Below are 18,554 nucleotides of genomic sequence, written 5' to 3' on the forward strand. Positions count from 1 at the left end.
GGGCAGCCCCCCTCCGGGCACCCCGCCACCGCTCCCCAGCCCTACGGCTACCCGGCCGGCTCCCCTCGACCTGCCCCGCCGCCCACGCCGCCGCCCGCCGCGGCCCCCTCATCCGCCCCGGCTCCCCCATCGGCCCCAGGCCCGCCGGACTCCCCCTTCGCCCCGCCGGGCTGAGCTGGGGCGCTGCCTCCGGGCGCGCCCCCACCACGCGGATCGGCGCCGTACTCTCGACGGTGCGGCACGACAGCGGAGACAGTGATCGTGAGGACCATGGAGATCGAGGAGACCCGCCTGCCGGGTGTGGGGCTCAAGCACGACCTGACCACCCGCAGTGGCCAGCGGGTCGGCGTGGTGTCCCAGCGCAGCGGTGAGCGCGAGATCGTGCTGTACGACCGGGACGACCCGGACGCGTGCCGCGCGGTGCTCCACCTCACGCCGCAGGAGAGCGAGGCGCTCGCCGAGCTGCTCGGCGCGCCGCGGGTCATCGAGCGGCTGGCCCGGCTGCGCGAGCAGGTCGAGGGCATCGCGACCGAGGGGATCGTCGTCGCGGACGGCACGCCGTACGTCGGCAGGACCCTCGCCGACGCGCAGATCCGCACCCGCACCGGCTCGTCGGTGGTCGCCGTCGCCCGCCACGGCGAGGTGACCCCGTCGCCGCCGCCGTCGTTCCGCTTCGCCGCGGGCGACAAGGTGATCGTCGTGGGCACGGACGAAGGAGTACGCGCGGTAGCGGCGCTGCTCATGCTCGGGTGACCCCCGGGTGCACCCTGCAGAACTGCTGCTGGAGCTCGGGGCAGTCATCTTCGGGCTGGGCGTCCTGGGCCGGCTCGCGGGCCGGGTGGGGCTCTCCCCCATCCCGCTCTACCTGCTGGCCGGGCTCGCGTTCGGATCCGGTGGGCTGCTGCCGCTCGATGCCCCGGAAGGGTTCTTCGAGGCCGGGTCGCAGATCGGCGTCGTCCTGCTGCTGCTCCTGCTCGGGCTGGAGTACTCCGCGGCCGAGCTCGTCGGCCAGCTGCGCCAGCAGGCGCCGGTCGGCGCCCTCGACCTGCTGCTCAACGGGGCCCCCGGCGCGATCCTGGCCCTCGTGCTCGGATGGGGCCCGCTCGCGGCGCTGGCGATGTTCGGCGTCACGGCGGTCAGCTCGTCCGGGATCATCGCCAAGGTCCTGACCGACCTGGAGCGGCTGGCCAACCGCGAGACGCCGAGCGTGCTGTCGATCCTCGTCCTCGAGGACCTCGCCATGGCGGTCTACCTTCCGGTGCTGACGGCGCTGCTGGCCGCGTCGGGGCCGGCGAGCGCGCTCCGCTCGGTCGTCATCGCCCTCGCGGTGCTGGCGGTGGTGCTCGTGATCGCGCTGCGCTACGGCCGGCAGGTCACCGCGGTGGTGGCCGCCGACAGCAACGAGATCCTGCTGCTGCGGGTGTTCGGGCTCGCCCTGCTGGTCGCGGGCGCCGCCGAGCAGGTGCACGTGTCGGCCGCCGTGGGCGCGTTCCTGCTCGGCATCGCGCTGTCGGGTGAGGTGGCCGAGCTGGCCCGCCCGCTGCTGGAGCCGCTGCGCGACTTGTTCGCGGCCGTGTTCTTCGTGTTCTTCGGGCTGACCACCGACCCCGCGCAGCTGCCCGACGCGGTCCTGGCCGCGCTGGTGCTCGTCGTCGTGGGCATCGCCACCAAGGTCATCACCGGCTGGGTCGCCGCGCGGCGCGCGGGGGTCGGCCCGGGCGGCCGGATCCGCGCCGGGGCCGCGCTGATCCCTCGCGGGGAGTTCTCGATCGTCATCGCCGGGCTCGCGGGCAGCTCGGTGGACCCGCGGCTGGCGCCGACCGCGGCGGCGTACGTCCTCATCCTGGCCGTCCTCGGCCCGGTGGCCCCACGGCTGGCCGACCCGCTGGCACGGCGGGCCACCGCCCGGGCGCGTGCCCGGGCGGCCGCGGCCTAGGGTGCGCGCAAAGCGCCGCGACCGGGTATCCCAGCCGTCATGACCGCATCCGGCGACAGCCTCACCCGCCCCGAGCGGCTCGACCGCCTGCCCTTCACCCGGCAGCACCGCAAGCTCCTGGTCGGCTCCGGCATCGGCTGGGCGTTGGACGCCATGGACGTCGGGCTGATCTCGTTCATCATGACCGCGCTCGCGGTCCAGTGGGGGCTGTCGCTCGACACGCTGTCCTGGGTCGCCTCGATCGGCTTCCTCGGCATGGCCGTGGGCGCCACCCTGGGCGGCCTGCTCGCCGACCGGATCGGGCGCCGCCAGGTGTTCGCCGCGACCCTGCTCGTCTACGGCATCGCGACGGGGGTCTCGGCGCTCGCCTGGTCGGTCGGCGCGCTGATCGTGCTGCGCTTCGTCATCGGCCTCGGCCTCGGGGCCGAGCTGCCCGTCGCGTCCACCCTGGTGAGCGAGTACGCCCCGGCCCGCATCCGCGGCCGCGTCGTCGTCGCGCTGGAGGCGTTCTGGGCCGTCGGCTGGCTCGCCGCGGCGGTGATCGGCTACTACGTCGTCGGGGGCAGCGACGACGGCTGGCGCTGGGCGTTCCTGGTGGGCGTGGTGCCCGCGCTCTACTCGGTCGTCGTCCGCCGCCGACTGCCCGAGTCGGTGCGCTTCCTCGAGCGCGCGGGCCGTACGGAGGAGGCCGAGGCGGCGGTCCGCAGCTACGAGCGGGCCGCAGGCGTGGCCCCGGTGCCCTCGCCGCCTGCACCGCCGGAGCCGAAGGCCTCGCCCGCGGAGCTCTGGCAGCCGCGGATGCGGCGACGCACGGCGGCGCTCTGGGCGGTGTGGTTCGGGATCAACTTCTCCTACTACGGCGCGTTCACCTGGATCCCGACGCTCCTGGTGGCCGACGGCTTCCCGCTGGTCAGGTCCTTCGGCTACACGCTCGTCATCACGCTCGCGCAGCTGCCGGGCTACGCCGCCGCCGCGTACCTCGTCGAACGGTGGGGGCGCCGGCAGACGCTCACGACCTTCCTGCTGGGCTCGGGCGTGGCCGCGGGGCTCTTCGGCGCGGCCGGCGGGGCGAGCGCGATCGTGGCCAGCGGCATGCTGCTCTCGTTCTTCAACCTCGGAGCCTGGGGGGCGTTGTACGCGGCGACGCCGGAGGCGTACCCGACCCGGCTGCGCGCCACGGGAGCGGGCGCGGCGGCCGGCTTCGGGCGCATCGCCTCCATCCTCGCGCCGCTGGCGGTGCCGCCGCTGCGCGAGGCGGGCGGCAACGGCCTGGTCTTCGCCGTCTTCGCCGTCTTCTTCCTGCTGGCGGCCGGCGCGTCCTGGCTGCTGCCGGAGCGCCGGGGTACCCGGCTGGAGGACGCGGAGGCCGGGGCGGGCGCGCCGTTGCCCGCGCGCGCCCGCTGACCGCCGGGAGCGCTCAGCCCGAGGCGGCCGCCGCGGCCCCGGCGGCGGCGACCGCGGCGGTGACCGCGACCTGCACGTCGGCGATGACCGCCTTCACCACGGGCGCGACCGGCGTCAGCGCGGTGGCCGCGTCGATGCGCTGCCGCGCCTGCTTGCGGGAGGCCCGGTCCGGGGCGACGACCTCGAGCAGCCGGCAGGGCCCGGACAGAGCGAGGACGACGGCGGTGCGCGGGTCGAGCTGCCCGTCCGTCGCCGCTGCGGCGCGGACGCGCTCCAGCAGCTCGGCACGGGCGGCGAGGTCCAGCACCGGGTAGCGCTCGGTCCGGAAGAGCGAGCGCGGCTGCAGCTCGACGACCCCGCGGTCGACGAGCCGCGCGGCCACCCGGTCCCACACCCCGCCCGCCGCCTTGTCCAGCCGGCGGACCTGGTCCTTGGACCGACGGCCCTTCGGGCTCGCGAGCGCGGCGCGGACGTCGCGCAGCAAGGGGTCCGCCGGCTGCTCCTTCCCGCTCGGCACGAACCGGCGGTCGCGCAGCTCGACCTGCCCGTCCAGTGCGAGCTCGGCGACGAGGGCACCGGACAGCCCGACCTTGACGTACTGCCGGGCGGAGTTGACGACCGTCCCCTTCTCCGGGTCCAGTCCGAGCAGGAGGAGCTCTTCAGCCAGAAGCATGGTTCCAGAGTAAGAATTCCGGTGCTGGAGTGGAACCGGCCCCACGAGAACCGCGTCCCATCGGCGTGAAGAACCGAGTAGCACGCCTGACGACGCTGACCGCCCTGCTGGTGCCCGGGCTCGCCGCCGCCTGCGGGCAGGCGGGGAAGGAGGCCGGTGTGGCCGACGCCCCCGCGAGCGAGGCGCCGCCGGACTCGTCGCTGGTCCTGCGGGTCGACCACACCGGCGGGTTCGTGACGCCGCAGACGCTCGCGACGCGCCTTCCCCTGGTCTCGGTCTACGCCGACGGCCGCGTGATCACGGCCGGACCGCAGACCGCCGTCTATCCCGGCCCGGCCCTGCCCAACCTGGTGCAGCGCACCATCGCGCGCGAGGACGTCGACGAGCTCGTCGAGCTGGCGCTGGCCAAGGGCGTCGCAGGCACGGCGGACCTGGGCAGGCCCGGCGTCACGGACATGCCGAGCACCCGCTTCACGGTCGTGTCCGGCGGCCGGCAGCACGTCCTGGAGGCCTACGCGCTCGTGCGCGACGAGATGGCCGGGGCGGGGCTCACCGACGCGCAGGAGCAGGCCCGGGCGGAGCTGCTCGAGCTGGTCGACGCGCTGAGCGACCTGCCCTCGACGCTCGGCCCGGAGGCGGCCGCGCCCGAGCAGCCGTACGTCGCGACGAGCGTCGCGGCCGTCTCGGCCCCCTGGGTCGCCCCGGGCGACGCCCTGCCCGCCCAGCCGGCGAAGGAGTGGCCCGGGCCGGCGCTGCCCGGCGAGCCGGTCGTCGCCGGGGACACCCTGGGCTGTGTGACCGCGACCGGCGACCAGGCGGCCGCGGTTCTCGCGGCCGCACAGGATGCGAACGCCACGACGCCCTGGTCCTCGGGAGCAGGCACGTGGAGCATCACCCTCCGCCCGTTGCTGCCCGACGAGGCGGGCTGTACCGACCTGATGTCAAAGTCCTGACTTGTTGTTCGGCGAAGACGGGGACCGGGCTGATTCGGGCAGCCCGGCACCCGTCGTTCGTCGCTCCTTGCCGGTGCCTACGGCAGCAGGCGGGGCGGGCAGAGGATGATCTGACGGGGCGGGTAGACCGTCGTCGTCGCGATCGGGCACAGGATGACCGGGGGCTTCGGGCACTTGGGCGGCAGCGGGATGATCCCGTCGATCGGCATCACCGCAGCGCCGGCCGGCGCGCTCTCGATCGGGGTGGTGTACATCGGGCAGACGATCGGGGTGATCCGGATCGGCGACGTGGCGGTCTCCGCAGCGGAGGCGGAGGCCGGCAGCAGCACCGAGCCCAGGGCGGCGGCGAGCCCCACGGTGGCTGCGCCGCGGCGCAGACGGGTGACGTTCACGATGTCTCCTTCTGGTTCAGGCGCTCGGCCGATGCGGTGACCCCGCGTCCGGTCCTGAAGAGCGCTTCGCAGGAAGAGGATTGCCCGTGTCGACGCACAGGGGCCAGAGGGCGGCGCTGGCAGCAAGTGTCGTGGCAGCGACTAGCCAGGAGCGCGCACAATGCAGGGCGTGGCCCGTCATCAGCCAGCTGCCCCGCCCTCGCCGGGCCCGTGCCCCTGTGGCCTGGGCCCCGCCTACGACGACTGCTGCGGACGGCTGCACAGCGGCCGGGCGCGTGCCACCACCGCCGAGCTGCTGATGCGGTCGCGGTACACCGCCTTCGCGCTGCGGGACGAGGCGTACCTGCTGCGCACGTGGCACCCGGCGACGCGACCGGTCCGGGTCGACCTCCCGCCCGGCCTGGAGTGGACCGGGCTGCAGGTGCTCGACCGCGTGGCCGGCGGGCCATCCGACGACCTGGGCACGGTCTCGTTCGTGGCGTCGTACCGGGAGGGGGGACGACCCGGACGGCTCGCCGAGCGCAGCCGGTTCCGCCGCGAGGACGGCAGCTGGCTGTATCTTGCCGCGCTTCCTTGATTACCGGCAGCAACGGCCGATAGATCGGGGTGCCGCCCGTCGACCCGCCCCGGCTCCGCGCCAGCCTGCTGGCCGGCGCGCCGCTGCGCCTGGCCGCGGCCATGGCCGGGAGCGGCGCGGCGTACGCGGCGGCGGCCCTGGCCGCCGCGCGCAGCGGGCGTACCGGCCTCGACGTGCTCGCCGGCCTGCTCGCGCTCGTCACGGTCGCGACGTCCTGCGCCGTCCTCTGGTGGCGGGCGCTGCGCGTGCGGGAGGAGCGGGACGTCTGGCACCGGTTCGCGATCGCCTTCTCCGCGGTCGGGGCCGGCACCCTCGCCGAGGAGCCGCTCCGGGCGGCCCATACGGGCGGCCTCCTGCCGGTCCGGCCGATGACGGCCGGCGCCGTGGTCGCGTGCCTGCTCGCCTATCAGGGGCTCATCCGCTGGAACCGCTACCGCACCGCGGTCGCCGACCCGGGCGACTGGCTCAACGGGGTCAGCGCGGTCTTCGCGCTGATCGCCATCGGGAACCTCGTGCTGGGCGGGCTGGACGGGCCGTTCGGCTCCTGGGGGGCCTGGGACGTCCAGTCCTGGCTGCTGCGCGGCTCCGTCGGCTTCGTGGCGGTCGGCACCGCCGCGTCACTGAGCGCGCTGGGCGGGCTGCTGCGCGACCGGCGGCTCTGGCTCGTGACCGCCGGCCTCGCCGCGGCCTTCTGCGGAGACCTGGCCGGCGGGCTGCGCGGGATGCAGGAGGACGGGCCGCACGCCGGCGGCTCCGAGGTCGGCTGGGCGGTCGCCGCCGTGCTCGTCGCCGCCTCCGCGCTCGCCCGGCCGATGGCCGTGCGGGCCAAGCCCACCACGCCCGGGGAGCCGACGGTCGGCGCGCTCGTGGTGCTCCTCGCGGGCACCCTCACCCTCGCCGTGGCCGCCGACCACGCCCTCACCGACCCGGTGGTGTGGTTCGCGCTGCTGGCCGTGCTCGGGGTCAGCGCGCGCGTGCTCGGCGACGTCCGCTCGCTCACCGAGCTGGCGCAGACCCGGCTGGAGGCGCGGACCGACGACGTCACCGGCACGGCCAACCGCCGGGCCATCGTGCGTCGGCTCGACGACGCCACCGAGGACGGCGAGCCGGTCGGCCTGGTGCTGCTGGACCTGGACCGGTTCAAGGAGGTCAACGAGGCGCTGGGGCACGACACGGGTGACGAGCTGCTGCGCGCGACGGCGGGGCGCATGGCCGCGGCCGTCCCCGAGGGCTGCCTGCTGGGCCGGTTGAGCAGCGACGAGTTCGTCATCGTCGTGCCCGGCCAGATGGCGCGCGCTCAGCGGGTGGCCCAGCAGGTGCAGGCAGCCGCCAGCGGGACGTACGAGCTGCACGGGACGCTCGTCGACGTGCACGTCACCGGCGGTGTGGCCTGCTTCCCGGAGCACGCCGGCACGTCCTCGGGGCTGCTGCGCTGCGCGGACGCGACCGTACGGGAGGCGAAGCAGCGCGGCTGGGGACTGGCGGTCTTCGACGAGCACGACGACAAGGACGTCAACGAGCGGGCGCGCCTTCTCGAACAGCTGCGCGCCCTGCTCCCCGCCGACGGCTCGCACCCGGCACAGCCGCGCTTCTGCGGCGAGCTCGTCCTGCACTACCAGCCCCAGCTCGACGTGGCCGACGGGACGGTCGTCGGCGTGGAGGCGCTCGCCCGCTGGCGGCACCCCGAGCGCGGCCTGGTGCCCCCGCTGGGGTTCCTGCCGCTGGTCGAGAGGTACGGCCTGGTCCGCCCGCTGACGCTGCGCGTGCTGGGCATGGCGCTGGCCCAGGCCCGGGCGTGGCGCGACGCCGGCCGCCCGCTCCGCGTCGCCGTCAACCTCTCCGCCACCAGCCTGCTGGACAGCGCGCTGCCCGAGGAGGTGGGCCGGCTGCTCGCCGAGCACGGCGTGCCGGCCGCGGACCTGCAGCTGGAGATCACCGAGACCGCGGTGATGTCGGACTCCGTACGCGCGCGGGCCGTCGTGGCCGCCCTCGCCGGCATGGGGGTCTCGCTGAGCATCGACGACTACGGGACCGGCTACTCGTCCCTCGCCTACCTGCGTGACCTGGACGTCGACGAGCTCAAGCTGGACCGCAGCTTCGTCTCCGACATCGTGTCCGACCCCCGGTCGCGCGCGATCGTGGCCAGCACCGTCTCGCTCGCGCACAGCCTGGGGCTGCGCCTGGTCGCGGAGGGCGTGGAGGACGCCGGCACGCTGCAGCTGCTCGCCGGGCTCGGCTGCGACGTCAGCCAGGGCTTCCTGCACAGCCGCCCGGTCCCCGCCTGCGAGCTCGAGGCGTGGCTGGCCGGGCAGGCCCGGGGCGAGGCCGTGGTGGAGGAGCCGGCGCTGCGCTGATCGACGGCCGGCTCTCGCCGGCCGGGGACTGAAGGGCGTCGAACGCGGGGATGCAGGCGGCGTGCCCGAGAGCTGGCCCCCGAGCCCCTTCCACGTGGGTATCTCGGGCTGGACCTACAAGCCCTGGCGCGGTGTCTTCTACCCCCCGGGGCTGCCGCACCGGCGCGAGCTCGAGCACGCCTCCCGGCGGCTCGGCTCCATCGAGATCAACGGCTCGTTCTACTCGCTGCAGCGGCCGGAGTCGTACGCGAAGTGGCACGCCGAGTCGCCCCCGGGCTTCGTGTTCTCGGTCAAGGGGCCGCGCTTCATCACCCACATGAAGAAACTGGCGAACGTCGAGGCGCCGCTCGCGAACTTCTTCGCCTCCGGCGTGCTGGCCCTGCGGGAGAAGCTCGGCCCGGTGCTGTGGCAGCTGCCGCCGAGCCTCGGCTTCGACGCGGCGCGGCTCGCGGCCTTCTTCGCGCAGCTGCGCCGCTCCACGTACGCCGCGGCCGCGCTCGCCGCCCGCCACGAGGAGCGGCTCACCGACCGCGCGCTGACCGTCGCCGACGCCGACCGGCCGCTGCGGCACGCGCTCGAGGTGCGGCACTCCTCCTTCGAGGTGCCGGGGTTCGTCGAGCTGCTGCGCGAGCACGACGTGGCGCTCGTCTGCGCCGACACCGCGGGCAAGTGGCCCATGCTGGACGACGTGACGTCCACGTTCGTGTACGTCCGCCTGCACGGGGCGCAGGAGCTGTACGTCAGCGGCTACGACGACCCGGCGCTGGAGCGGTGGGCGGGCAAGGCCCGCGTCTGGCAGTCGGGCGGCACCCCGGACGACGGCCGGACCCTCGCTCCCCCCGCGGCGGTGCGCGAGCGCGACGTCTTCGCGTACTTCGACAACGACGTCAAGGTTCGGGCGCCGTTCGACGCGATGGGGCTGTCCCGGCTGCTCGGCGTCGGCGTGCCGGAGGCGGCGGACACCGGAACCGTGCTTCAGCCCTGAGGGGAGGTCCCGCCGTCGGGCGCCGGGGGCCCGGTGCCGCACGGCAGCCGTACCCGCACCACGAGACCGCCCCCGGGGGCGGCCGCCGCCTCCACGCTGCCGCCGTGGGCACGGGCCACGGCACGCACGATGGACAGCCCGAGGCCCGACCCCTGCGGCCCCGGGCCGGAGACCCGCCGCGTTCCGCGGTGGAACGGCTCGAAGAGCGCCGGCACCTCGTGCGGCAGCACGAGCGGGCCGGTGTTGCGCACCTCGACGCAGGGCGTCCCGTCGCGGGCGCCGGTGGTGACCTCGGCGCTGCCGCCGTCGACGTTGTGCCGGACCGCGTTCTGCAGCAGGTTCGACACCAGGCGCTCGAGCAGCACCGGGTCGCCGGCCGTGGCGGCCGGCCCGGCGCGGACCGTCAGCGCGACCGACCGGTCCCGGGCCTCGACCGCGGCCTGCGCGGCCGCCGCCCGGGTCACGGCGGCCAGGTCGACCGGGACGCGCCGCGCGAGCTCCTGCTCCCCGCGCGCGAGGAGGAGCAGCCCGTCGATCAGCCGCTCACTGCGCTCGACCGAGTCCAGGACCGCGGGCCCGATCGCGCGCAGGTCCGCGGACGCGTCCGGGGCCGCCAGCGCGACCTCGACCAGCGTCCGGGTGACCGACAGCGGGGTGCGCAGCTCGTGCGAGGCGTTGGCGACGAAGTGGCGTTGGCCGTCGGCCGCGTGGTCGAGGCGCTCCAGCATCGCGTCGAAGGTGTCGGCGAGCCGCTTGAGCTCGTCGTCGGGGCCCTGCAGGCCGATCCGCTCGGCGAGCCGGCCGCGCTCGCCCACCCGTCGCGCCGTCGCGGTGATCCGCTCCACCGGCGCGAGCACCCGTCCGGCCAGCGCCCAGCCGACGGCGACCGAGGCGAGGAACCCCACCGCGATCACCGCCGCTGCCCAGGTCACGAGGTCGCGCACGGTGCCGTCGCGCAGGCCGGCCACCCCGCGGTCGATCCGGACGGTGAAGGGCCGTTCGGCGGGTGGGAGCTGGACGGGCGAGCGGAGCACGTCGCCGGAGGAGAGGAAGGCCACGAGCCCCGGCGTGCGCACGTCGAGGCTGGCCCGCACGAGCAGCGCGAGCACCACGACGACGACCGCGCCGAAGGCCAGGAACGCCCCGCCCTGCAGCAGGGCCATCCGCCAGCGCAGCGGCAGCGGCCGGGCGGCGCGGGCGATCACGCTCGCGACGGGCCGGCGGGCCCGCCTCGCGAGGAGGCGCATCAGGCGATCCGGTAGCCCGCGCCGGGCAGTGTCTCGATGAGCGGCGGGGGGCCGAGCTTCTTGCGCAGGGTCATCACCGTGACGCGCACGACGCCGGTGAAGGGGTCCGCGTTCTCGTCCCAGACCTTCTCCAGCAGGCGCTCCGCGCTCACGACCGACCCGTCGGCCCGCAGCAGCTCCTCCAGCACCCCGAACTCCTTGCGGCCCAGCCCCAGCCAGCGCCCGTCCCGGTACGCCTCGAGCCGGCCGGGCTCCAGCCGCACGCCGTGCCGCTGCAGCACCGGTGGCACGGCGGGCGCGGTCCGCCGGGCGAGCGCCCGGCAGCGTGCGACGAGCTCGGCGAACGCGAAGGGCTTGGGCAGGTAGTCGTCCGCGCCGAGGGCCAGCCCGGCCACGCGGTCCTCGACCCCTGCCGACGCGGTCAGCATCAGCACGCGTGCGGTGGCCCCGGTCGCCACCAGCTGCCGGCACACCTCGTCGCCGTGCACTGCGGGCAGGTCGCGGTCGAGCACGACGACGTCGTACTCGTTGACCCCCGCCCGCTCCAGCCCGGCAGCGCCGTCATAGGCCACGTCCACCGCCATCCCCGCGCGGCGCAGCCCGAGCGCGAGCGCGTCGGCCAGGACGCGCTCGTCCTCGACCACGAGCACCCGCATCCCCCCACTGTGCCGCGACCGGTGTGAAGCCGGCGTGAAGCCGCGCGCTGACGCCCGGCACACCGCCGCCCCGCTGCCATGGGAGGCCCCGGCGGCGCAGGGCTGCCGGGCCGGTGGAGGAGGCGCTGTGCGGACGGTCGGGTACGCGGTGGTGGCGGCAGCGGTGGCGCTGGCCGCCGCATGCGGAGGGGGCGACGGTGCGAGCGGGACGGGCGGCGTCGCGAGCGCGCAGGACGCGGCCGGGAGGGGCTCCCCGTTCCCGACCGCCTCGATCAGCCGGGAGGACGCGCAGCTGGAGTTCGCGCGGTGCATGCGCCGGCACGGCGTCCAGGTGCAGGACCCCGACCCGGGGGGCCAGGGGCGGGTCACGGTCCGGCTCGACGGGCGGCCGCGCCCCGGCACGCTGGAGAAGGCGCACGAGGCCTGCCGGCAGTACGCGCGCGCGGGCGGCCTGCCGGACCCGGACGACCCGCAGGTGCAGGACCGGATGCGTGAGTTCGCCCGGTGCATGCGCGCGCACGGTGTCCCGATGCAGGACCCGAGACCGGGCGGGGGCGTCGTTCTGACGGAGGAGGACGGCGTGTCGGACGCGGACCGGGAGGCGGCCCGCGAGGCGTGCGAGCCGGCCCTCGGGCTGGGCCGGTGAGAGGGCGCGCGGTGACGGCGGCGCTGGCAGCCGCCGTGGCGCTCGCGGGGGGCGGGGTGGCGGTCGCGCGGGCGGGCAGCGGCAGCCCGCAGGACGACGGGGCCTCTTCCGCGCCGGGAACACTGACGGCACCGGTCACCCGGGGCGACCTGGTCGAGACCGAGGACGTCGCCGGGACCCTCGGCTACGCGGACGCCCGCACCCTGGCGACGGCCTCGTCCGGCACCTTCACCGCCCTCGCCGAGGAGGGCACGACCCTGTCCTTCGGGGACGTGCTGTGGCGGGTCGACGAGCGGCCGACGGTGCTGCTGCGCGGCACGCTGCCGGCGTACCGGCGGCTGTCGGTGGGGGACGAGGGCGCGGACGTGCGCCAGCTCGAGCGCGGGCTGCAGGCGCTGGGCCACACCGGCTTCACCGTGGACGACGAGTTCACCGTCGGCACGGCCGCCGCGGTCCGCGCGTGGCAGGAGGACGTCGGCGCGGTCGAGGACGGCGTGGTCGACCTGGGGGAGGTCGTCTTCGCCCGCACCGGCCTGCGCGTCGCCGAGCATCAGGCATCGCCGGGCGGCCCGGCGGCCCCCGGCTCCCCCGCCCTGCTGGTGACCACCCCCGAGCGCGTCGTGCAGGTGGCCCTCGACGTGGCTGACCTGCCGCTCGCGCGGAAGGGGGCGCAGGTGGCCGTCGAGCTGCCCGACGGCCGGCAGGTCGACGGCACGGTCTCCGCAGTCGGCACCGTCGCGCACGGTGCCGAGGCCGCGGACGGCGGGCCGGCCGCGGACGGGGAGGCGGGCTCCCCGACGGTCGACGTCGAGGTCACCCTGCGCCGGAGCGCCGCGCTCGCCGGCCTGGACGGGGCGCCGGTCACGGTGCGGCTCGAGAGCGAGCGGCACGACGACGTCCTCACCGTCCCGGTCGAGGCGCTGCTCGCGCTGCGCGAGGGCGGCTTCGGCGTACGCCTCGTGGAGGGGGCGGCGGCCACGGTCGTCGCCGTCGAGCCGGGCGCCTTCGCCGACGGCCGGGTCGAGGTGACGGGCGGCCCCCTGTCCGCCGGTGACCTGGTGGAGGTGCCGTCCTCGTGACCGAGCCACCGCTGGTGCAGATGGCCGGGGTCGAGCGCACCTATCCCGGCGGGGTCCGGGCCCTGCGCGGCGTCGACCTGTCCGTTGCGGCGGGCGAGCTCGTGGCGGTCGTCGGGCCGTCCGGCTCCGGGAAGTCGACGCTGCTCAACCTGCTCGGCACCCTCGACCGACCGACCGCAGGGCGCGTCTCGATCGCGGGCCACGACGTCGCCGCGCTGGACGACGGATCGCTCTCCGCGCTGCGCGCGCGAGCGATCGGCTTCGTCTTCCAGGCCTTCCACCTCACAACCGGTGCGCCGGCGCTGGAGGTCGTGGCCGACGGCCTGCTCTACACGGGGGCGCCGGCCCGCGAGCGCCGTGCCCGCGCGCGCGACGCCCTGCGCCAGGTGGGGCTCGGCGAGCGGCTGGCGCACCGGCCGCACCAGCTGTCCGGGGGTGAGCGCCAGCGGGTCGCCGTCGCGCGCGCCGTGGTCGGCCGGCCGCGGCTGCTGCTCGCGGACGAGCCCACGGGCAACCTCGACTCGGCCGCCGGAGCCGGAGTGCTGGAGCTGCTGCGCGGCCTGCAGGCGACGGGGACGGCCGTTGTCGTCATCACCCACGACCGGGCGCTGGCGGCCGCGCTCCCGCGCCGAGTCGAGGTGCGCGACGGCCTCGTCGTGGCCGACACACGGGACGTGGCGGCGTGAGGCGGCCGGGCGCACCGGCGCCGGCCGGGCTCCGCCCGGCCCGGCTGGCCCCTGCCGACCTCGCCCGCGTCGGGCTCGTGGGGCTGCGGCACCGCCCCGTGCGGGCCGTCCTCGCCGCTCTCGGCATCGCGATCGGCATCGCGGCGATGGTGGCGGTCCTGGGGGTGTCGGCCGCGAGCCGGGCCGAGCTGACGGCCCGGCTGGACCGGCTGGGGACCAACCTGCTGACCGTGAGCGCGGGCAGCACGCTGGGGGGCGGCCAGGCCCGGCTGCCCGTGGAGTCCGTCGCGATGGTCGGCCGGATCGGCCCCGTGGAGGCGGTGTCGGCGACCGGCACGACGTCCGCGACCGTCCGTCGCACGCCCTACGTGGACGAGGCCGAGACCAGCGGCGTCGCGGTCCGGGCGACCAGCCTGGACCTGCTGTCGACGCTCGGCGTCGAGGTCGCGCGCGGGCGGTGGCTCGACGCGGCACTCGGCCGCTACCCGGCCGTGGTGCTCGGCTCGGTCGCCGCGGCCCGGCTCGGGGCCGACGTGGGCCGGCCGGTCCTCGTCGGTGACCGCTGGTTCACCGTCGTCGGGGTCCTCGGCCCGGCGGAGCTGGCCCCGGAGGTGGAGCGGTCCGCGCTGGTCGGGTGGGCCGCGGCCGAGACGTACCTCGGCTTCGACGGGCACCCGACGACGATCTACGAGCGGTCGGCCGACGCGGCTGTGGAGGCGGTCCGCGACGTCCTGCCGGCGACCGTCAGCCCCCAGGCGCCCGAGGAGGTGGACGTGTCCCGCCCGTCGGACGCGCTGGCGGCGCGCGAGGCGGCCGACTCGGCCTTCGCCGGCCTGCTGCTCGGGCTCGGGGCGGTCGCGCTCCTCGTCGGCGGCATCGGCGTCGCGAACACGATGGTGGTCTCGGTGCTGGAGCGCCGGGCGGAGATCGGCCTGCGCCGCGCGCTGGGCGCCACCCGCGGCGCCGTACGCCTGCAGTTCCTCGCCGAGTCCCTGCTCCTCTCCGCGCTCGGCGGCGTCGCCGGCGTGGCGCTCGGGGGCGCGGTCACGGCGGCGTACGCCTCCTACCGAGACTGGCCGGTGGCCCTCCCGCCGCAGGCCCTGGCCGCTGCCCTGGCCGCGACGCTGGCGGTCGGCGCGCTGGCCGGCGTGCACCCGGCGGCGCGAGCCGCGCGGCTCAGCCCGACGGCCGCGCTGTCCACGGCCTAGCCGGGGGCCCTACGACCATCGGCTACTGCCGCGGGAGGGCGTCCGCGGGCCAGACTGCGGCCATGCACACGACGAAGCGCAGGACGGCCCTCCTGCTCCCCCTGCTCGGCCTGGTGGCCTCGGCCGCCGCCGTCCTCCCGGCCGGCGCCGCCTTCGCGAAGGGCGACGACGAAGTCCTGAGATCGGGTTCGTGCTCGGCCGGCGGCTCCTGGAAGCTCGAGGCCAAGCCCGACGACGGCGGGCTCGAGATCGAGTTCGAGGTCGACACCAACCGGGCGGGGCAGCGGTGGGCCGTGCGGATCACGCAGAACGGGTCCCCGGTCTTCCGCGGCAGCCGCACGACGACCCGGCCCAGCGGGTCGTTCTCGCTCGAGCGTCACGTCGCGGACCGGCCCGGCACGGACACGATCGTCGCGGTGGCGACGCGGGCGGGCACGTCCCAGCGGTGCGGCGGCCGGCTCAGCGTCTGAGCCGGCTCCGCTCACCCGGGAAGGGGCCCTGACCGGCACGCCCGCTCACGACCCGGCCCGCCACGAGCGCAGGTACGCCTCCTGCGCCGGTGTGAGGACGTCGAGCGCCAGCCCGAGCGAGCCGAGCGCGAGCCCGGCGACGGCGCGGTCGATCCCCGCCGGCACGGGGTGCACGCCGCGCGGCAGGCCTGCGGTGAGCAGCCACTCGGCCGTCAGGGCCTGCAGGGCGAACGCCACGTCCATGACGGCGGGCGGGCTGCCCTCGGCGGCGGCCAGGCCCGCCACCCGCCCCTCGCCGACGAGGAGGACGCGCCGCCCGTGCGGGAGGACGTACTCGTCCACGCCGGGGCGCACGGCGACGGTGCGCTCCACCGCCAGCGCGACGAGCCCGCGGACGTCGATCTCCACGTCGAAGTGGCCTGCGTTGGCCAGGACGGCTCCGTCCGGCAGCAGCCCGAGGTGCGCGGCCGTGACCACGTCGCGCGCCCCGGTCGCCGTCACCACGATCGAGGCCAGCGGCGCCGCCTCGGCCATCGGCAGCACCCGGTAGCCGTCCAGCGCCGCGTCCAGCGCGGCCGTCGGGTCGACCTCGGTCACGATGACCGACGCCCCGAGCCCGCGCAGCCGCGACGCGACGCCGCGCCCGACGTCCCCGTAGCCGGCGACGACGGCGGTGCGCCCGGCCAGCAGCATCCCGGTCGCCCGCAGCAGCGCGTCCACGGTGGACTGGCCGCTCCCCCACCGGTTGTCGACGACGCGCTTGGTCGGGGTGTCGTTGACGGCCACGACCGGCAGCGCGAGCGCCCGGTCGCGCGCCATCTGGTGCAGCCGCAGCACGCCGGTCGCCGTCTGCTCGCACGCCCCGGCGACGACCCCCGAGCGGAGCAGGGCGGGGCGCTCGGTGTGCAGCGCGCTCAGCAGGTCGCACCCGTCGTCGAGCAGCAGCGCCCGGCGGGCGCCGGCCAGGGTGTCCAGCGCCTGGCGCACGTCGGCGTAGTAGCCGGCCCGGTCGACGCCGCGCCTGGCCGCCACCGTCATCCCGTCGGACCGCAGGGCGGCGGCGACGTCGTCCTGGGTGGAGAGCGGGTTCGAGGAGCACAGCGCCACCTCGGCGCCGCCGGCCGCCAGCAGCCGGGCGAGCACCGCGGTCTCGGCCGTCAGCGGCAGGCAGGCCACCACGTGCACGCCGGAGAGCGGCCGCTCGTCGGCGAACCGGTCGCGCAGCCGGGCGAGCACGGGCATCGCCCGCTCGGAGTGTGAGATGCGGCGAGCCCCCGCCGGGACGGCAGCCGTGCGTACGGCGCCGTTCGACGGGGGCTCGACCATGCGTGTGTTCCTCGGCAGCGACGTGTGCTGCAGGAATCAGTAGCGGTAGTGGTCCGGCTTGTAGGGGCCCTCGACGTGGACGCCGATGTACTCCGCCTGGTCCTTGCTGAGCTCGGTCAGCTTCACGCCGAGCGCGTCGAGGTGCAGGCGCGCGACCTTCTCGTCGAGGTGCTTCGGCAGGACGTAGACCTGCTTCTCGTACTCGTCGGTCTTCGTGAAGAGCTCGATCTGCGCGATGGTCTGGTTCGAGAACGAGTTCGACATCACGAAGCTCGGGTGCCCGGTCGCGTTGCCGAGGTTCAGCAGGCGGCCCTCGGACAGCACGATGATCGTGTGCCCGTCCGCGAAGACCCACTCGTCGACCTGGGGCTTGATCGTGTTGCGCTTGATGCCCGGGGTCTTCTGCAGGCCGGCCATGTCGATCTCGTTGTCGAAGTGGCCAATGTTGCCGACGATCGCCTGGTGCTTCATCCGGGCCATGTGCTCGGCCGTGATGATGTCCTTGTTGCCGGTCGCGGTGACGAAGATGTCGGCGGTCTCGACGACGTCCTCGAGCGTGGTCACCTGGTAGCCGTCCATCGCCGCCTGCAGCGCGCAGATCGGGTCGATCTCGGTGACGATGACGCGCGCGCCCTGGCCACGCAGCGACTCGGCGCAGCCCTTGCCGACGTCGCCGTAGCCGCAGATGACCGCGACCTTGCCGGCGATGAGGACGTCGGTGGCGCGGTTGATGCCGTCGACGAGGGAGTGGCGGCAGCCGTACTTGTTGTCGAACTTGCTCTTGGTGACCGAGTCGTTGACGTTGATCGCCGGGAAGAGCAGGTCACCGGACTTGGCCAGCTCGTAGAGCCGGTGCACGCCGGTGGTCGTCTCCTCGGTGACGCCCTTGATGCCCTGGCCCATGCGGGTGTACTTCGTGCCGTCCTTGGCGAGCGAGGCGCGCAGCAGGTCGAGGATGACGCCGTACTCCTCGGAGTCGCTGGCGTCCGTGCTGGGGACGGCCCCCGCCTTCTCGAACTCGGTGCCCTTGTGGATGAGCAGCGTGGCGTCGCCGCCGTCGTCGAGCAGCATGTTCGGGCCCGAGCCGTCCGGCCAGGTCAGCATCTGCTCGGTGCACCACCAGTACTCCGGCAGCGTCTCGCCCTTCCAGGCGAAGACCGGCACGCCGGCCGGCGCGTCGACGGTGCCGTCCTTGCCGACGACGATCGCGGCCGCGGCGTGGTCCTGCGTGGAGAAGATGTTGCAGGACACCCAGCGGACGTCGGCGCCGAGCGCGGTCAGCGTCTCGATCAGGACGGCCGTCTGCACGGTCATGTGCAGCGAGCCGGCGATCTTGGCGCCGCGCAGCGGCTGGGACTCGCCGTACTCGGCGCGCAGGGCCATGAGGCCGGGCATCTCGTGCTCGGCGAGCCGGATCTCGTTGCGGCCGAACTCGGCGAGCGAGAGGTCGGCGACCTTGAAGTCGATCCCGTTGCGGCTGTCGGCGGTCAGCTCGGTCGTCCCCGACGAGGACAGGGTGGCGGTCATGCGGGCTCCTTGACAGTGCCGTGTGAGGGTAAGGAAGAGGTCAGAGTCCGGACGCGTCCGGGAGGGGCTCGGCCGGTGGCAGCAGGCGCACCTGCTTCTCCTGCTCCCAGCGCAGCGCCTCGACGGCGGAGGCAGCGGGGGCCTCGTCGAGCCAGGTGTGCACCGCCTCGCGGAGGGCGGTCTCGTCACGCAGCCGAAGGGCGACCGCGACGTCGCCGATCTCCAGCCCGGTCTCGTCGAGCAGCGCGCGCAGGCTGCGCAGCCGGTCGACCTCGGTCGGGCCGTAGAGCCGATAGCCGGCAGCCGAGCGCTGCGGGACGACGAGCCCGCGCTGCTCGACGTAGCGCAGCATGCGCGGCGACCACCCGGTGGCCTCCGCCGCTTCCTGCACCGTCAACAACTGCACGGCGCTAGATTAGCAGAGTCGTGTCAAGG

At 75.7% G+C, this 18,554-nt stretch carries 19 protein-coding genes; 12 read left to right on the forward strand and 7 right to left on the reverse strand.

Features of this window, described 5'->3' with window-relative positions; genetic code table 11:
* Positions 1 to 270: 270 nt before the first annotated feature.
* The 3 genes from G9H72_RS00500 to G9H72_RS00510 are packed head-to-tail and all read left to right on the forward strand — an operon-like array spanning position 271 to position 3,340.
* Positions 271 to 753, forward strand: coding sequence for a cation:proton antiporter regulatory subunit (locus G9H72_RS00500; protein WP_166166089.1), 483 nt, complete (start codon positions 271 to 273; stop codon positions 751 to 753).
* 7 nt (positions 754 to 760) lie between these two features.
* Entirely contained in the window at positions 761 to 1,936 is a 1,176-nt protein-coding gene (locus G9H72_RS00505) for a cation:proton antiporter (protein WP_166166091.1), read from the forward strand.
* Positions 1,937 to 1,975: 39 nt separating this feature from the next.
* Complete coding sequence (locus G9H72_RS00510; RefSeq protein WP_166166093.1) at positions 1,976 to 3,340, forward strand: MFS transporter; 1,365 nt, start codon at positions 1,976 to 1,978, stop codon at positions 3,338 to 3,340.
* A gap of 13 nt (positions 3,341 to 3,353) precedes the next feature.
* On the opposite strand, the gene G9H72_RS00515 is transcribed toward G9H72_RS00510, so the two are convergent.
* Complete coding sequence (locus tag G9H72_RS00515) at positions 3,354 to 4,013, reverse strand: GOLPH3/VPS74 family protein (RefSeq protein WP_166166095.1); 660 nt, start codon at positions 4,011 to 4,013, stop codon at positions 3,354 to 3,356.
* A 65-nt stretch (positions 4,014 to 4,078) separates the two neighbouring features.
* Between G9H72_RS00515 and G9H72_RS00520 the strand changes: the two genes are divergently transcribed.
* Positions 4,079 to 4,966: a hypothetical protein gene (locus G9H72_RS00520; protein WP_166166097.1), complete on the forward strand. Its 888-nt coding sequence runs from the start codon at positions 4,079 to 4,081 to the stop codon at positions 4,964 to 4,966.
* Positions 4,967 to 5,043: 77 nt separating this feature from the next.
* On the opposite strand, the gene G9H72_RS00525 is transcribed toward G9H72_RS00520, so the two are convergent.
* Complete coding sequence (locus tag G9H72_RS00525) at positions 5,044 to 5,358, reverse strand: hypothetical protein (protein WP_166166099.1); 315 nt, start codon at positions 5,356 to 5,358, stop codon at positions 5,044 to 5,046.
* A 160-nt stretch (positions 5,359 to 5,518) separates the two neighbouring features.
* Here G9H72_RS00525 and G9H72_RS00530 point away from each other — a divergent pair, with 160 nt between their 5' ends.
* The 3 genes from G9H72_RS00530 (at position 5,519) to G9H72_RS00540 (ending at position 9,274) form a co-directional block, all read left to right on the forward strand.
* Positions 5,519 to 5,935, forward strand: coding sequence for a YchJ family protein (locus tag G9H72_RS00530; protein ID WP_166166101.1), 417 nt, complete (start codon positions 5,519 to 5,521; stop codon positions 5,933 to 5,935).
* A 29-nt stretch (positions 5,936 to 5,964) separates the two neighbouring features.
* Positions 5,965 to 8,289, forward strand: coding sequence for a putative bifunctional diguanylate cyclase/phosphodiesterase (locus G9H72_RS00535; protein ID WP_166166103.1), 2,325 nt, complete (start codon positions 5,965 to 5,967; stop codon positions 8,287 to 8,289).
* A 61-nt stretch (positions 8,290 to 8,350) separates the two neighbouring features.
* Positions 8,351 to 9,274 carry a DUF72 domain-containing protein gene (locus G9H72_RS00540; RefSeq protein WP_166166105.1) on the forward strand — a complete coding sequence of 308 codons (924 nt, stop codon included), beginning with the start codon at positions 8,351 to 8,353 and terminating at the stop codon, positions 9,272 to 9,274.
* Here G9H72_RS00540 and G9H72_RS00545 read toward each other — a convergent pair.
* Both G9H72_RS00545 and G9H72_RS00550 read right to left on the reverse strand, forming a co-directional pair.
* Positions 9,265 to 10,521: a sensor histidine kinase gene (locus G9H72_RS00545; RefSeq protein ID WP_166166107.1), complete on the reverse strand. Its 1,257-nt coding sequence runs from the start codon at positions 10,519 to 10,521 to the stop codon at positions 9,265 to 9,267. The genes G9H72_RS00540 and G9H72_RS00545 overlap by 10 nt on opposite strands.
* Positions 10,521 to 11,177: a response regulator transcription factor gene (locus tag G9H72_RS00550; RefSeq protein ID WP_166166109.1), complete on the reverse strand. Its 657-nt coding sequence runs from the start codon at positions 11,175 to 11,177 to the stop codon at positions 10,521 to 10,523. Before G9H72_RS00550 ends, G9H72_RS00545 begins: the two co-directional genes overlap by 1 nt.
* 127 nt (positions 11,178 to 11,304) lie before the next feature.
* Here G9H72_RS00550 and G9H72_RS00555 point away from each other — a divergent pair, with 127 nt between their 5' ends.
* The 5 genes from G9H72_RS00555 to G9H72_RS00575 all read left to right on the forward strand — a co-directional run bounded on the left by G9H72_RS00555 (position 11,305) and on the right by G9H72_RS00575 (position 15,266).
* Positions 11,305 to 11,823 carry a hypothetical protein gene (locus G9H72_RS00555; RefSeq protein ID WP_166166111.1) on the forward strand — a complete coding sequence of 173 codons (519 nt, stop codon included), beginning with the start codon at positions 11,305 to 11,307 and terminating at the stop codon, positions 11,821 to 11,823.
* Between the two features lie 11 nt (positions 11,824 to 11,834).
* Positions 11,835 to 12,902, forward strand: a complete 1,068-nt coding sequence (locus G9H72_RS21060; RefSeq protein WP_166167629.1) for a peptidoglycan-binding protein — start codon at positions 11,835 to 11,837, stop codon at positions 12,900 to 12,902.
* Between the two features lie 20 nt (positions 12,903 to 12,922).
* Positions 12,923 to 13,588 (forward strand): ABC transporter ATP-binding protein, encoded by a 666-nt coding sequence (locus G9H72_RS00565; protein ID WP_166167626.1) that lies wholly within the window; start codon positions 12,923 to 12,925, stop codon positions 13,586 to 13,588.
* Positions 13,585 to 14,796, forward strand: coding sequence for an ABC transporter permease (locus G9H72_RS00570; RefSeq protein WP_166166113.1), 1,212 nt, complete (start codon positions 13,585 to 13,587; stop codon positions 14,794 to 14,796). The genes G9H72_RS00565 and G9H72_RS00570 overlap by 4 nt, the downstream gene beginning before the upstream one ends.
* Positions 14,797 to 14,858: 62 nt before the next feature.
* The gene (locus G9H72_RS00575) at positions 14,859 to 15,266 is read left to right on the forward strand and encodes a hypothetical protein (protein WP_166166115.1); all 408 of its coding nucleotides are present in this window, start codon (positions 14,859 to 14,861) and stop codon (positions 15,264 to 15,266) included.
* Between the two features lie 45 nt (positions 15,267 to 15,311).
* Here the strand turns inward: G9H72_RS00575 and G9H72_RS00580 are convergent, their stop codons facing one another.
* From G9H72_RS00580 to G9H72_RS00590, 3 genes are read right to left on the reverse strand one after another with little or no spacing between them, the layout of a single operon-like run.
* Positions 15,312 to 16,592: an adenosylhomocysteinase gene (locus G9H72_RS00580; protein WP_166166117.1), complete on the reverse strand. Its 1,281-nt coding sequence runs from the start codon at positions 16,590 to 16,592 to the stop codon at positions 15,312 to 15,314.
* A 36-nt stretch (positions 16,593 to 16,628) separates the two neighbouring features.
* Positions 16,629 to 18,119 (reverse strand): adenosylhomocysteinase, encoded by a 1,491-nt coding sequence (gene ahcY / locus G9H72_RS00585; protein WP_166166119.1) that lies wholly within the window; start codon positions 18,117 to 18,119, stop codon positions 16,629 to 16,631.
* Between the two features lie 40 nt (positions 18,120 to 18,159).
* Positions 18,160 to 18,525, reverse strand: a complete 366-nt coding sequence (locus G9H72_RS00590; RefSeq protein WP_166166121.1) for a MerR family transcriptional regulator — start codon at positions 18,523 to 18,525, stop codon at positions 18,160 to 18,162.
* Positions 18,526 to 18,554 lie beyond the last annotated feature (29 nt).

This window comes from Motilibacter aurantiacus (assembly GCF_011250645.1).
In the GTDB taxonomy this organism is placed as follows: domain Bacteria; phylum Actinomycetota; class Actinomycetes; order Motilibacterales; family Motilibacteraceae; genus Motilibacter_A; species Motilibacter_A aurantiacus.